The sequence below is a fragment of the Paenibacillus sp. FSL W7-1279 genome (assembly GCF_037969845.1).
In the GTDB taxonomy this organism is placed as follows: Bacteria; Bacillota; Bacilli; order Paenibacillales; family Paenibacillaceae; genus Paenibacillus_AQ.
On the sequence record NZ_CP150215.1, the window covers coordinates 6,135,868 to 6,150,329 of the forward strand.

General features: G+C 47.8%; 9 protein-coding genes and 1 pseudogene. 4 read left to right on the forward strand and 6 right to left on the reverse strand.

Translation table 11 applies throughout. The annotated features are described in order from the left end of the window. Positions 1-105: 105 nt before the first annotated feature. The 3 genes from MKY82_RS27700 to MKY82_RS27710 all read left to right on the forward strand — a co-directional run bounded on the left by MKY82_RS27700 (position 106) and on the right by MKY82_RS27710 (position 4,950). Positions 106-2,373: an AraC family transcriptional regulator gene (locus MKY82_RS27700; RefSeq protein ID WP_165789688.1), complete on the forward strand. Its 2,268-nt coding sequence runs from the start codon at positions 106-108 to the stop codon at positions 2,371-2,373. Positions 2,374-2,495: 122 nt separating this feature from the next. Next, positions 2,496-4,820 carry a helix-turn-helix domain-containing protein gene (locus MKY82_RS27705; RefSeq protein WP_339294818.1) on the forward strand — a complete coding sequence of 775 codons (2,325 nt, stop codon included), beginning with the start codon at positions 2,496-2,498 and terminating at the stop codon, positions 4,818-4,820. Then, the gene (locus MKY82_RS27710; RefSeq protein ID WP_339294819.1) at positions 4,801-4,950 is read left to right on the forward strand and encodes a hypothetical protein; all 150 of its coding nucleotides are present in this window, start codon (positions 4,801-4,803) and stop codon (positions 4,948-4,950) included. Before MKY82_RS27705 ends, MKY82_RS27710 begins: the two co-directional genes overlap by 20 nt. 126 nt (positions 4,951-5,076) lie before the next feature. Here MKY82_RS27710 and MKY82_RS27715 read toward each other — a convergent pair whose 3' ends face one another. Next, positions 5,077-5,262 carry a hypothetical protein gene (locus MKY82_RS27715; protein ID WP_076324645.1) on the reverse strand — a complete coding sequence of 62 codons (186 nt, stop codon included), beginning with the start codon at positions 5,260-5,262 and terminating at the stop codon, positions 5,077-5,079. Between the two features lie 400 nt (positions 5,263-5,662). Beyond that, positions 5,663-8,005 carry a hypothetical protein gene (locus tag MKY82_RS27720; protein WP_339294820.1) on the reverse strand — a complete coding sequence of 781 codons (2,343 nt, stop codon included), beginning with the start codon at positions 8,003-8,005 and terminating at the stop codon, positions 5,663-5,665. 228 nt (positions 8,006-8,233) lie between these two features. On the opposite strand from MKY82_RS27720, the pseudogene MKY82_RS27725 reads away from it, so the two are divergent. Further along, positions 8,234-8,438, forward strand: a pseudogene (locus MKY82_RS27725) (hypothetical protein); the annotation flags it as partial. Between the two features lie 215 nt (positions 8,439-8,653). Here MKY82_RS27725 and MKY82_RS27730 read toward each other — a convergent pair. From MKY82_RS27730 to MKY82_RS27745, 4 genes are all read right to left on the reverse strand, one after another. Beyond that, positions 8,654-10,516, reverse strand: a complete 1,863-nt coding sequence (locus tag MKY82_RS27730) for a DUF6382 domain-containing protein (protein ID WP_339294821.1) — start codon at positions 10,514-10,516, stop codon at positions 8,654-8,656. 11 nt (positions 10,517-10,527) lie between these two features. After that, positions 10,528-11,040 (reverse strand): A24 family peptidase, encoded by a 513-nt coding sequence (locus MKY82_RS27735; protein WP_194544399.1) that lies wholly within the window; start codon positions 11,038-11,040, stop codon positions 10,528-10,530. Positions 11,041-11,225: 185 nt separating this feature from the next. After that, entirely contained in the window at positions 11,226-12,212 is a 987-nt protein-coding gene (locus MKY82_RS27740; RefSeq protein WP_339294822.1) for a TadE family protein, read from the reverse strand. Positions 12,213-12,228: 16 nt separating this feature from the next. Continuing rightward, a complete protein-coding gene (locus MKY82_RS27745) occupies positions 12,229-14,460 on the reverse strand; it encodes a hypothetical protein (RefSeq protein WP_339294823.1) in 2,232 nt (743 codons plus the stop codon). Between the last annotated feature and the right edge of the window lie 2 nt (positions 14,461-14,462).

Sequence of the window (14,462 nt, forward strand, 5' to 3'; positions counted from 1 at the left end):
ATTAATAATCTGAAAATTATATGCGGGGATTCTAATAACGGGGGATTTAGAGCAATGAAGTTCAGGTTTCCAATTTTCACCTCTCTGAAGCGACATCCTACTTATATGAAACTTATTTTTTATTTTGTCAGTGCAAACGTTCTGGTTCTGGCTATATCTTTTGCGCTGCTCTATTGGCAGTCTTCCAAGACGCTTCTGGAAGAGATCGGCGATCATTCCGAATCCTTGCTAGTGAACAGTGCCCGGAACACAGCGCGACTGGTGGAATGGTCTTTGGAATTCAGCTTCTCCTCCAGCGATGACAGTACCCTCAAGGTGAATGCCCTTTCGGATCAATACAGCGATTTTGAAACTTATGAGGTATGGAGACGGCTTATCGACATTAAGAACGCCAATCCGTCTATCGATTCGGTATACCTAATCAACGATTACACAAATACTGTAGTAGATTCCAGACTTGGTTTGAGTGATGCGGAAGCTTTTTACGACCAGGACATTATTAAGCGCTTGCAGGATCCGGCTACAACGGATCACAGCGTTCTCATTCCGAGAGTCTTGTCCATTCCACTTGTCGGGATTAAGGCCAAAGAGGTGATTAGCATCGTAAGATTTTACGAAAAAGGCAGTTCCATCTCGGCTTTCGTTCTGAATATAGATACTGATAATTTAATGACCTTGCTTCAGAACAATTCGAATTATGCGAACAGGTCGGTCACTGTTCTGAATGATCGGGATGAGACGGTTTTTAGCAGCATTCCTTTGAATCAGGAACAAATTGCGGAGCTCAGGAGCCAAGGGAATAAGGGCGAAAGCGGATGGAAGCTGTTTCAGCCCCGCAATCAGGAAGAGCAACTGATGGTTTACGCAGGCTCCTCCATCAAAGGCATTCAGGATTGGACCTTTATCGAAACTATCCCGAAGTCTGTCATTTTGGGAAAAATCACGGTTCTTCGCAACACAAGTTTGATCTTGTTCCTCATTCTGTTCGCAGCATCATTGACCGTTATCGTTCTGATTTCCAAACGGGTGTACTCGCCTATTCAAGAACTGATCAGCAGAGTGATGCGGCAGCATCAAGCGGAAAAGCCCGGCGAAGGATCCAGCGCAAATGAACTTGACTACTTATCCCATGTGTTTACAGCCCAACACAAGCAGATTTATGAACTGACCGAGCACTGGCGGCATACTAAAATTCTGGGTAGGGAGCGGTTTTTACGGGATTTTCTGGGGGGGATCTACCATACGGCAGAGGAAATATGCTCTCAATTTCAAGAATGGGGAATTGCTCTGCCGGAAGATCAGCTATCGGTAGCCATCTTCCGGATCGACCACTTCTCGGAATTTACGGAGACCTACCCGGAGAAAGACCGGCGTCTACTCCGATTTGCAATGTCCAATATTATCCAGGAGTCGCTGCAATTTTCCAAGCACAAGCTGCAAACGGTGGACATGGGGAACGATCACGTGGCGGTTGTCTTATCGGCTCCATTGTCCGAGGAATTTGCGAAGAAGCTGCAAGTATCTAAGCAGTTAGTGGAGCAGTATTTGTCAATCGGCACGACCGTCGCTTGGGGTAGGACGTTGCCCAGCCTGACCGACATGCATGAGGTATATATGGAGACGTATGAACTAACGCACGAACGGTTCCGATTCGGGCACGGAGCGCTCATCATGAAAGCATGGCTGGCCGACGCGCCAGGAGAACTGTATCATTTGCCTGTGGACAAAGAACGGCAGATCGCTCAGGCTCTTCCCAAGGGTAACGCGGATATAGTTCTGGAAATCATACGCTCAGCCGTGGTCAAGCTGCGGGGACTGCCCTATTTTGAATGTAAAATGTCGTTGATTACCTTGTTTATGGACATACGCCGGCTCATGCAGGAGCACTCCAGTCAGCCGCTGCCCCATTCATGGGGGCTGACTTCCATCGAGAATCAGATCATACAGCAAGAGACGATGGAAAACGTAGTGCCTTGGATGGAAGCGCTTATAATCAAGACGCTTGAAGACATTGAGGCTGCCCGCAGTCTGTCCAAAAACGCGGCCCTGATCGAGCAGGCGGACCAGTTCATTGAAAAACAATTAACCGATTCGAACTTGTCCGCAAAAATGCTGGCCGACCAGTTGGGTCTGTCCGTGAACTATTTCCGCAGTTTGTATAAAGCGGAGACAAACCAGTCGGTTACGGAGAAGATATCGGAGAAGCGCCTAAATTACATTTGTCAGGAGTTGCTTGCCTCCGACTCGCCGATTGAGCCGATCATCCAGAAATACGGATTTTCGTCGCTTAACACGTTTTATTCCATCTTCAAAAAGGTGTATGGAATGACGCCAGCCCAATATCGGAGGATACATAAGAATGGACAGTATTGACATGCGGCTCAAACCTTTCAAATAAACGGACTGACTTTCATTTTTGCGTGAAGGAGTACCTTTTTAGCCATATATGTCCTATAGTGAAGTGGTTATATTAACGGCATTGGGAGGAATTCTTCATGCGGAACACCATGAATCGGCTTGTTCGATACAAGGCGTTTCAAAAACTTACAATTTCATATTTCCTGCTCGTTCTACTAACCGTCAGCCTGCTGTCCGGCGTCCTCTTCCTTCTCTTCTCCAAAAGCGCCGTCAAGGAGATCGATCGCAATTCCAAAGCCATGTTATCCCAAATCACTTACGCCTCGGAGGTCGTCTATAACCAAGTCATGACAATCGGTAATGCGCTGCTCATCCAGCCTGAGATCACCTCATTCCTGAATGACACGTTGGAGGACAAGACGAACAATTATCGGATATTTCAACAAATGAACCAGATTATAAGTGTGTATCCTTATATTTACAGTGCCGGGATCTACCGGCCTTCTACGGGAACAGCCGTCGATACTGCCGGGCTTCCATTCGACTCCTCGCTCATCACCCTTAGCGCGGAGCGGTACATGGAATTCTATCCACGTAGCTTGACCGTTGCCGACCGCAACAACGATGCGCCGCTTCAGCTCCTGACCTTTCTGCTGTACCCGGATTTTTCATTTAAGACCTCCGACAACCCGCTTATCTATATCAATGTGGAAGAAAAGTCGATTCTGACGACGATCCGCAAAATCAGCAAAACGGATTCCGCCAACAACGTTTTTGTCATCAACAAAGAGGGCAAAGTGCTCTCCCATACCGATTCAAGTTTATTTCTGAACGATTGGTCCGAGGAACAGTATGTGCAGCAAATTCTAAATCAGGACAAGGAAGAGAACAGCTTCACAACAAATATTCAAAATAAAAAGCATCTGGTCACTTATGTGAAGCCGGAGAAAATGGACTGGTATTTTGTAAGCGTTTCCCCCTACTCCGGACTCATCTCCAACATTGACCGTCTCCGCAACGTTACGCTGCTTGTGACAGCCGGAATTGTACTGACTGGTCTGCTGATCTCTATTTTTCTGACCAAGAGCATTTATAGACCGTTATCGGCGCTGTTTGAAAGGATCATGCCGGACACGGATTCTCCAGTCTCCGATTCGCCGTTCATAGATGAATATAAGATGATGACCGAGGTTTTCCATTCGTTGGAGGAACGTGAAAAATCGATGCAATTCGTGATCAACCGCTCTTCCCGAACGATTCGTGAGCATTACTTACTTTCGTTACTCTGGGGTCATCCGCTGGAACATTCTGTTCCGAGCGAATTAATTCGGGATATCGACAAGAAAGTATCGGGGCCTTATTTTTGCGTGCTTGTATTCAAAATCAATGCGCTGGAACCGACAAGAGGGAGGATGGAGACGGAACAGCAGCCGCTGCTGCTCTTCGCTCTAGGCAATATTGCAAAAGAGATGCTGGAGCCTATCGGAGCATGTGATTACCTGTTTATGGGGGGAAATGAAGCCGTCGCAATCCTTCAGTGTACGAACAACCAACAGCCTGAGGAGCTCGAGGCTGCCTTGGGCAATATTCAGAGTTTTCTGAAACGTTACTTCAAGGTGACGGTGTCCATTGGCATAGGGGATATAAGTTACGGCAGGAAAAATATTGCTTACTCCTATACTTCGGCGCAGCAGTATGTTAAATACCGGCTAATCTACGGGAAGGAATCGATCCTGGATGCCGTAACAACACGGCCCCATATGATGACGGCCTTAAGTTATCCCAGCGCCTTCGAGAAGAAGCTAATCGATGCTGTGCAGTCCGGGAAGCCGGAACCAATCCAGGATGCAATCGGGCAATTCGTGGAACAGATTTCTAACGGTTCAATCAATCAGGTCATTACATACAGCACCCAGCTCATGCTATCCTTACTTAAACACTTTGACTATTTGCAGCATGTGCCGGATTCCAATTTCAACGAGTATCTGGATGCGGTGACCGAAATTGAATCCGCCGAACATCTGACGGAAATCAAGGAAACTTTCAAACGCTATTGTTTTAATATCTGCACATTAATTGAAGAGAAGAATCTCTGGATGAATGCCCAGAAGCACAATGTTATCATTGAAAAAGTGCAGAATTACATCCAGCAACATTATGCCGAGCCAAACTTATCTCTGGAGCTGGTGTCCAACATTGCTGGCCTGTCGCCAAGCTATTTGGGAAAGCTCTTCAAAAAAGCCACCCGTCAATCGTTCAGTGAATACCTGAATCACACCAGGCTGGAGAAAGCAAAGGATTTGCTTGCTTCCACCCATGAGACTGCAGCCAAAATCAGTGAATCGGTCGGAATGTACAATATCACTTACTTCTCCACTCTATTCAAGAAAAAGTACGGCCTGACTCCTTCCGTCTTCCGCGAGCAGGAGTCGATAAGAGGCAATGAAAGGGCTGGAGAATAAACAAATTAGAGCTTTCGGTTTGCGGGAAAAAAACGGTGTTGCAGCTAAATTTCCAGCTATGACAGTGACCTCAATGAGTAGCGTGGTGTTCTCAAGCTACAATACAAAAAGAATTCATTTTTATCTATAGATGATTCTGAACAAAAAAGCATCGACTACACGCCATACCAGCATCGCTGGAAGAGTTACTCTTGTTGGAGCTTATAAAGCCCCTTCCAGGATTGTCCGTCTGGGCTTCTGGCAGGGGCTATTTACCTTAGCCAGTTAAATTAAATAGATACACCATTATCCCTACAAGCAAAGGTCCTATCACTAAAAACCCGAATATCAGGGCAATCACTTTTAGAGTTCCGGATATTCCTTTTGACGAGTTCAAGGTGTCTAGTTTATTATTGATTTCCTTTAGCTCTTTCAATATTTCTCTATTTAAATCTTCAGACACAGCAAAGTCCTCCTTATACACACGACCATTCCTTTAATAATGTTACCCCCTCTGGAATATGCAAACTTGGTCCTATTAGTTAGTAGGTATACCATAGCATCATACCAAATGTTTCTAAATACATACAAAAAAGAAAAAACCAAAAGAATTCCCATAAACCAAGGAACCCATTTGGTTTTCTGCAATAATCCAACTTTTCTCTCAAACTTCATAAAATAATAGCTACGCAAATCTTACATCTACTATAATATCCCGTATTAATATAACCCCCTGCGCAGGGTAAACGTCCATCCGGCAATAATAAAGGCATCCCCCTCCATCAGAGGATATTCTTTATAAGGCACCATGGATTCCCCTTTCAACACCGTACCATTTCTGGAACCCAGATGGCCTATTCCTATTACTCTTCCTCTTCTTCAACCGGAATGTCGACAGACACCTTAACCTCACCCAGATCAGTACGTACTATGGCACGAAGCGTATTCTGCTCAGAAAGCGGGACAAGCGGGGCAGCAAGCCGGAAGCGGATCGTATCCACTTCTCCAGGCTGATTAATGCCCAGATTGATATGATCAAGCGTTTCCGCCAAATACGGCTGATTGCGGACAACCAATGATCGGGGAATAAATTGAAATCCAGCAGGAAGATCGATGTGCAGCTGCTTCACAATGGCAATGTTGGCCACATTTTGGACCGCTATCGTGATCGTTATTTCTCCACCAGGGAAAGCGTCAGGCGGGTCCAGCACAATGTCTACAAGCGGAGGTGGGGGTGTGCAGAAAGCAGGCACGAACACCAAGGCTGGAGAATAAGGCAGTATCCTCTCCACACCGGCCTCCGTCCAGCTTGCCGAGGCTTCGATATTGACCGCAATATCAGGAAGATTCTCGCCGCTGTGTGAGATTACGCCCGGATTCGGAGTAAGGTCAAAAGCGACAGCAGCCCTGAAGAAACGCCCTTCTTGAAGGACAGCTTCCTCCGGAGCCCACAGGTTCCCGGCGCGTAAAACGATGATATAACGGTCTCCCTCTTCGGTCACGCTGACAAATCCGCTATTCAAATCGGCAGCCTGAAAGAGAACCGGACTTTCCGGCGTTTGCACAAAGGCAACCTGGAGAGAATTCGTATCCAATGTGAAGGTGCCGTCATTCTGCAAAGGTGACACAGCGCTGGAACGACGGGGAACTATATCCGTGATGACGACATTGCCAAAAAAACCAAGCTCTGCGTTAGTGACCGCAAGCATCTGATCACGCAGCGCGTCTTGAGCATGGGCAATTTCAAGAGGAACAAAAAATGCTTGGCCGGAAGACGCCGTTTCATTCAAATATTCGGGCAACAGAACCGAATGGCCGATCCCGATCGTATCGATCCTAATTCCGTTTGCACGAATGGCCTCCGAGGCGGCGATCATAAACCGCTTAGCTTCGTTGCTGCCGAAAATATTGCGGCTCGTTCGCTCGTAATAATCGATAAGCCGGGTTTGCGGGATTTTTTCGTCGGTGGCGAAGACCATAAGCTCCGTTTCGGAGTTGTCAAAGGTGACCGTCTCGAGCTCGCGGCCGATCAGGCTTTGACGGAAAAAAGCATCTTCATATACCGGTTGAAGCGGAAAACCTGTATCTGATTGCGAATATTGCCAAATGCCGCCCACCTTGGCGAAAAACGGGCTGTGCTGGTAGTAATAATAATTAGCTGCAAATCCGATTCGGCCATTAGACCAGTAATAACCGTTTAATGTAATGTCATCAAGCAAATTGGGTACGGCCGGCATACGTGTCGCGTTGTCGCTGTTTCTTCCATCGAAATTATGCCATTCACCGGCAAACGGATTGATGGTGAGCGACTGGGTTGCAGCTGCAAAAAACGCTTCGCTTCTGGCCAGCGCACGCAGCTTGAGGCTTACGGTTTGCAACGGTATGAAGGCCGCCGGGTCGAAGCTGCTCGGATCGATGCCTTCCCGGATTAAGTCCTCATTCGTCACTTGCGCCCGGATCCCGTTGTAGTTGGCAAATAGTTGGTTCCCCTCTTGCAGCAGAATGGCCGCGTTAATCCGGTTTGGAATATCGGCTTCATTATAATAGGCATAGAAAGTGGACGAGGCTGCGCTCTCCCCATCCGTCATAAGAATGATCAACTTGTGCGCTTCGACGGGAATATCCTCTAACAGTTCACCTGCCAGGAGAAAACCCGATTCGATATTGGTATTGCTGTAACGGCTGATATTGTTGATCATCGTTTCAATTTCTTCCTCATTTTCATAGAAAAAAGCGGTTTTGTCCGCTACGCTCCGAAAGTTGGCTAATGCCGTCACCGCCTGCGCAGGGTCATAGCTGTTGGCGCCAATGTAATGATCTTGTACCGGCGCACCGCCGCCGGCTGGTACCGTTAAAGGAGCCGGATTGACTAGACCGCTAAACCTTCCTTCGGCGTCAGTTTGCGTGACATGCACCCTGGCCCCGTTTCCGAACGATACAACGGCGATATGCTTCTCGACGGAAGCATATTCTTCCGAAAAAATAATGTCCAAAAAGCCGTGAATCGCCTGAACTGCGACCTGAAAGCGTGTTTCCGTATTATTGTTGACATCCTGTGTGCCCATCGTCGAAGTTGCATCAATGACAAACACCAGATATAAAGGCAAATCAAATGTTGTAAGACTGCCTTCCGCTGTAAGCTCAACCCGGAATGTACATGGCGCCTGCGGGCTGCTGTCTGCGCTCTTACTAATGATTAATGCCAAGTTCTCACCTCTTTCTACTTTTGAATTGGAATTGTTTTGCCAAACAACAAATATTTAATACCCCTTAACTGGACGTATTTAATATTAAAGGAATCCGCTTATCGCTCTGTTATGTATATGCCAAAACTAATCTCAACTATTACGGCATATGGAGACTTTGAAAAAAAACAGAGACCATCCGGGACTATGGCGAACATAGCTACTTCCCGTGGGCGCAAAGAATGAAGCATTGCCACCCATGGCGGTGCAAAACACTGGCATGGGCGCCACAAAAGACAGTTGGTTTGAACACATTGCAAACACCGCAAGCACGCAAGAATGGCTGGAGCAAGGTTACCAGTTAAACTGGTTTATTTCTTGTTGCCTTTGTAGCCAGTCTGTGACGGTCCGTGGCCGTAAATTTCGCCTGAACATCTCAAGTCTATCGGAATAGTCTTGATGGTCAAATCCTTAGTCCTCAACCCGCTTAGCGGATGGTTTTTTGTTTCGCACGTTTCACGTTCTCAACTGGCTAAAACCATAATAAAAAACCAAAAGCCCCTCTAAAAGTTAGGGTACACTTTTGGTTTTCTGCAATAATTCGAATATTCTCTCAAACTTCATAAAATAATAGCTACGCAAATCTTACATCTACTATAATATCCCGTATTAATATAACCCCCTGCGCAGGGTAAACGTCCATCCGGCAATAATAAAGGCATCCCCCTCCATCAGAGGATATTCTTTATAAGGCACCATGGATTCCCCTTTCAACACCGTACCATTTCTCGACCCCAGATCCTTCAGGACGTAATCTCCGCCTTCGCGCGAAAGTTCGACATGCGCCCGTGAAGTCCCCACACCCTGTGCGACGAATTGGGCTACGTCAGGGGATCGGCCGATGATGAAATGGGGCTGATATAGTTCAATCCGCTGCGGGTTGGCTGCATTCGGTTCATTTAGCTCGAGGTAAGCACCTGCTGAATGCTGCACGGCTGGACGGGCTGTTGCATCCGGACTTAGCAGGACGGTAGCTCCCTCACCTCCAGGGAACGAAAGCACCTCCGTCCGTTGGGACAACTGGGCATAATAATCCCCCTCTTCCCCATATGGATCCGCTGCCGCAGCTGATGCCTCAGATGAACGCGAATAAGCATGGCCCTGCGGAGATTGTGCGGAATATCCCCCTGAATGGTGATCTCTCTCGGAGTTGAATGGAGATTTAGGGGTCCGCCATCTCCAATTCTCTTTCCCCTCCTCAAGCCCTGCTTCTGCTTTTCCAGCGTCTGTTTCCGAGTTATCCCCAAGAAGACCCGATAAAGGGTCCGCCTGAAAACGCGGGACAGACTTCCACTTGGAATGCTCCTGCGGACTAAGCTCTGTTGACTCGAACATGGGCAAGGAACCGGACCAATCGCCGGATCTCCGTGAGAGCAGCTGGAGTTTACCTGTCCAGCCAAGCCAGGTTACCGCAGCAAGCAGAATCGTAATACCTACCGACAACCCCAGCATCAGTGGAGTAGGCTGATTCATGTAAAGCAATCTCCAAGCTCCCGCTGCGGCGAGCAAACATCCTAACATAATATAGGTGCGAACCGGCGAGGCTTTGTCATTGTCCGAAGCTTCTGAATTTGTGTCATCCGTATCGGGCAGCCACGAAGGAGTGGAACCCAATGGGCTTCGACCCGCATGAGAATTCATTTCCTCGCTCTTGCCCCTCTTCCCGAACATCTCATTCGTACGTTCCTTCAGACCTTGAATTAAACTCTGTTTATCTGTGTAGATGTCACTGTCCGTCTGTGGCACTGCTGTCCGTCCATGAGTCGGTTCTGCAAATGCGAATGCAGGCTTGGAGCCCATGTTGCTTGATTGACTATCGGTATAGGGCGACCCTTGATTCAGACCTGAAGGCACTGCTGCATTAGCTTGAGGTACAGCACGATGGTCTTCACCCTCTCCGGCTAACAGCTCAATCACAAGCTTCTTTAGTCCCGGTAGATTAAAGCTCTGTTCACTGCAGAATGACATCAGTGCCTGTATCCCTCCCCCTTTTAGCTCCGTCACCGATGCGAGCAACCTTGTCATTAGCTCCTTGAGCATAAGCGGAAGACGAGTGCCGCTTGCTTCGGTGGCTGCAACGGGAACATAAGTTAAATATAAAGTGCCCAGATGCAGGGAACCTTCAATAAACAGATAATCCTCATGCAAAATATAATTCTCCGGTTGAAGCATATACAACTTGCTGTCCTCCAGAGCCGTGACGATCTGCAGCAGCAATCCAAAATATTCAGTCAGTGTCATGCGCTCGCTCTTTAACGTTTGAGACAGCATTTTTTTGCCGGTAATATCATATTCCAGCGTTACCTTATAATCGACTTCCTTCATATGCAGCTTCAAGAAATGAGGGATTCTCGACGAACGGATCATTCCCAGCTGTACATGATTAAGTTCTGATGATTGGATTCCTTCAGCCCGATCCAGCACCATAATGGTTCCACCGTTCTGCATAAAATCCGCCTTTAATCCGAGCATAATTCCCCCTCCTACAAGTGCAGTATTACATACGTGCTGATTACGCCAGGAAGGACGGCAATCATAAAGGGGAATCGCAAGTGTTCCTCCTGGCTGTTGCACCATGGCAACCAGCTCTTCATCACAAAAACGCCGGCGATACTGCCAACGACATTACGTACTCGCTTTATCGTTTCCCGACGCCATAGCAGGATAAGCAAACCGATGACACCGGCAAAAAGGACAGAATACATAATGCCATGCAAGGTAAACCATAAGCCGGTCCAGGCACCAATGCCCCCAAACAGCTTAACGTCACCCGCTCCCACAGCCCCTATAAAATACATGATCAACAAGATAAGAAACCCGGCTCCAAGCCCCTTCAAAGAAAAGAACAGCCCCTCCCACCCGTCCAGAACGCCATGATAGACAGGACCGGACAGCATAGCCGAAACAGTTAAAATATTCGGTATTTTCATGGAACGAAGGTCTGTAATGAATGCGGCGATCAAATAAACAGCACAAACACCAAAAGCAACGGACATGCGATATCATAACTCCCTTGTTAAACTATTCACTGGAATAGCCGTGATAGGATTTTAACTATGGATGTACAACCAATGCTTCTTGGAATGACTCTCTTAGACACTTCCTTGAAACGTTTCTCAAAGACACTTCCCTGAAACACTTCTTAGGGAATCCTTTATTTCGAACTCTTGCTATCAAGGTTTCAAGAACCTGACCGCGCGACCACCGTAAACGGCACCTCAATCCGCTGCCCGTCTGCTGTCTCAACGACAAACAGCCACGTTCCCGGCGTTGTATTAAAGCCTACGTTCCATTCCCATTCGATATAGCCGTTACCGTCCGCGGTTTCCCAGCCCAAATATTTAGCCGTACTCTGACCACTCTTATAATAGACTGACAATTGAGCACTGCTGCCCGGCTCCACTCGTACTTTTACCTTAGCCTGCTTGCTGGCAACGGCCGGATTCGGCTTCTCCAACAGCTCGATAGCCCCGTTCGTCCCCGAGCCATCCCCTGAACCCATCCCTCCTTCGCCGGTGTCGCCAATCCATAATCTCTCCTGAGCCTTTGCCTGCAGCACGATGCGTTTGTTCAAGAAAGGAACCCGGATCGGAAGCGCGTAATTCACCTCAATGCCGAAATAGGGACTCGCCCCGCTCTTCAAATTGGGAATGTGAACATTGGACACATGGATTCGATCATAGTCCAGAAGATGTTCAGGCATAAATGACTTCAGCATCGGCTTAACCACGGGATCGAGTACGGCTTCCACGGTTTGGTTCTTAAGCTGCTGCAGCGGCTCCTCGCCTGACGCTACGGCTTGCGTTATCCATTCATTAACAGGAGAAGGAAGAGAGTCGCTGTAATTCGAAACCCAATCAGAAAGTGACAATTTGGGAATCTCCCAATGGGATGTGCTTGGTGAGCCTTCTCCTGTTCCACTACCATCGGCATTGGCCTGCACGGCTAGCGAGACGGGATACATATGAGCCGCTACGATTTTGACCGTATCCGAAACGGTACTCTGGAGTGCTGTCGATATCAACGTCATTTGCACGATATAAATGAGGAAAATGACAAAAAACATAAACATCGGCAGCACAAGCGCAGCTTCCACCACCATGCTTCCTTGTTCCGATGACGCTTTACCTTTATGGAGAGGTTTCTGTATTACCGATAATCGTTTCATTCAAGTACCCCTAATCCTAATAGGAAAAATCCGCCTTGCGCTTTACCATGTAACGATTTCCCTGAACTTCGTCCCCATCGCTTCCAAATACAACGCCGATCGCTTTCGTCACCCCTGGAAGAAACCATAAACGCATGGCCGTCTTGACCTCTCCTGAAGCGTAGGTAAATCGCTCCGCAGGATTGGTGCCGGTGTTCAATCGAATCAATGCCAACATGCGCGACAGCTTCTTCTCGTTATTGCTGTGAATAAACAAAAATATTCGTAAATGATCCCTGTAAGTCAGCTCAACGGGGACATACTTGGATAGCTGAACGCTCCCCTTCTGACACAACTGGATCATATCCTCAATGGCCTTCTCAATCCCATACAGAATCGCTGCCGCCAAAATCGCCAACGGATTTCCCAATTTACTATTCACAATGAATCCTTCCATCGTCCGGATCGCGAGTCTGGAACCAAAGATCTCTGCATAGGCCGCCGAGATATTCCCAGCGGGGTTATGAAATCCATAAAGAATGTACTCCACTTCCTGGTTCCCAATGGCGAACTCCTGGATGACATCTCCGCCAGTGTTGGAACCATCAACCATCCCGGTTAAATTCCCAATATCAAAATGCTGATAGTAGTGAACGGCGTACTCATTTTGAAACAGTTCATCCCTGACACCGCCAAGCACGTTCCCCATAAATCCAAACATACCATCCATATTATCCATTGCCTGTTTACCGGCATCATACGGATCATCGTCCAAAGGCTTTCCCTTATTCATGTTGTCCGCTTCAGCATTAAATTGAAGGCTTTCGTCATAGTACTGCTGGAGTTCACGGAACTCATCGATAATGGCCTGATGTTGTCCATTCAACCCGTTAATCGCCTCAATGACTTTGGATGCCTGCTTCAGCTTCTGACTGGCCTGCTTCTCCATCGCCTTCCGTTCCTTATCCGATGTGCGGAACTGTTCCAATGACGCCTGCTGCCGATCTATAATATTTCCACTGCCTGATACTCCATAATTAGACACAAAACTTTGTAATGTGCGACTGGCTTCAAGCACCGTCCCCTTCATTCCCTCTCCCCCCAGCGAAGACTGAAGAGTGGTGACCGCTCGGGCAACCTGTTGGTATCGACTCTCCTGGCTATCAATCTCTTGCCGGAAGCCGTTCAAGAACTCATCGCTGTGAATTAATTTGTCAGCTTGCTTCCGTATGGATTGAATCATCTCCGCTTCTGCCCCGGATGAATCGTTAGACCCTGGTGTTACATCATTCGTGACCTGATCATATCCACTATTAGATGAACGGTTCTCGGAATCCTTGATGACCTGCTTCATCTCTTCATTCAGATTCCTTGCTTCCTCCCATAATTGATGCGCATCCGAGAGCAGCTTGTCATTCTCCTTCTGAACTCGGCTGGCCTCCCTCGAAATCTGTGAGCCAATGGAAGAAATTCCGCTCCGGTAAGCCATGAGCAGCAGCGTATACTGTTGTTCCTTAGGAGGCCTGTCCGCATCTTCCTGTTGTTTAGCCTTATAATCCTCGTATTGCGATCCCACATCAGCGGCGGTATACATACTGCCCCCCAGCGAAGTGTCGGAGATCGATTGTCCCGGCGGATCCATAACAAGCTTCGAAAGCCGGATTGCATGCTCCCCTGCTTTTCGCTGCTTTGCCAGCATTTCATCCAGCGCCGCTTCCCGCTTGTCATACAATTTGCGAAGCTTCTTAAGAACATCTACCGTATTGGAAGCTTCCTTCATGGACTGCGATAACGGTTTGAACTTACCCACTAATTCCAAAGTGAAATCAATCGGCGCTTTATACTTCATTTCCTCAATAATCTGCCGGTTGAATATGTCATAGGTCCCTAGCGGACGCTGCAGCTCAAGACCCGAACTATCGAGCTCCATTGCCATTAACCGAAATGCATCGCTCCGTTCTCCCGGATTCATGCTGTCATTCAGCACATTGCCCATAATGAGATCGCCACTGGTGTCCCCAAGGGCATATAATCCATATTCCTTCTGAAGCTGCGGATCATAGGAAGACATCACGGAGCGTACGGCCGCTCTGGTCAGCCTTTCGCTCTGCACCTTCATCGCTGCTATGCGGGAATAATCAATAAAGATAGCTACAAACATGAATACAGCAGCCAGGGCGATAATCAAAAAAACAGATACAGATCCATCGGAAGATCGGCCACCCTCTCTCCTTCTCCGACTCGACCGTGCTTCCCTATGCTTCGTCATGA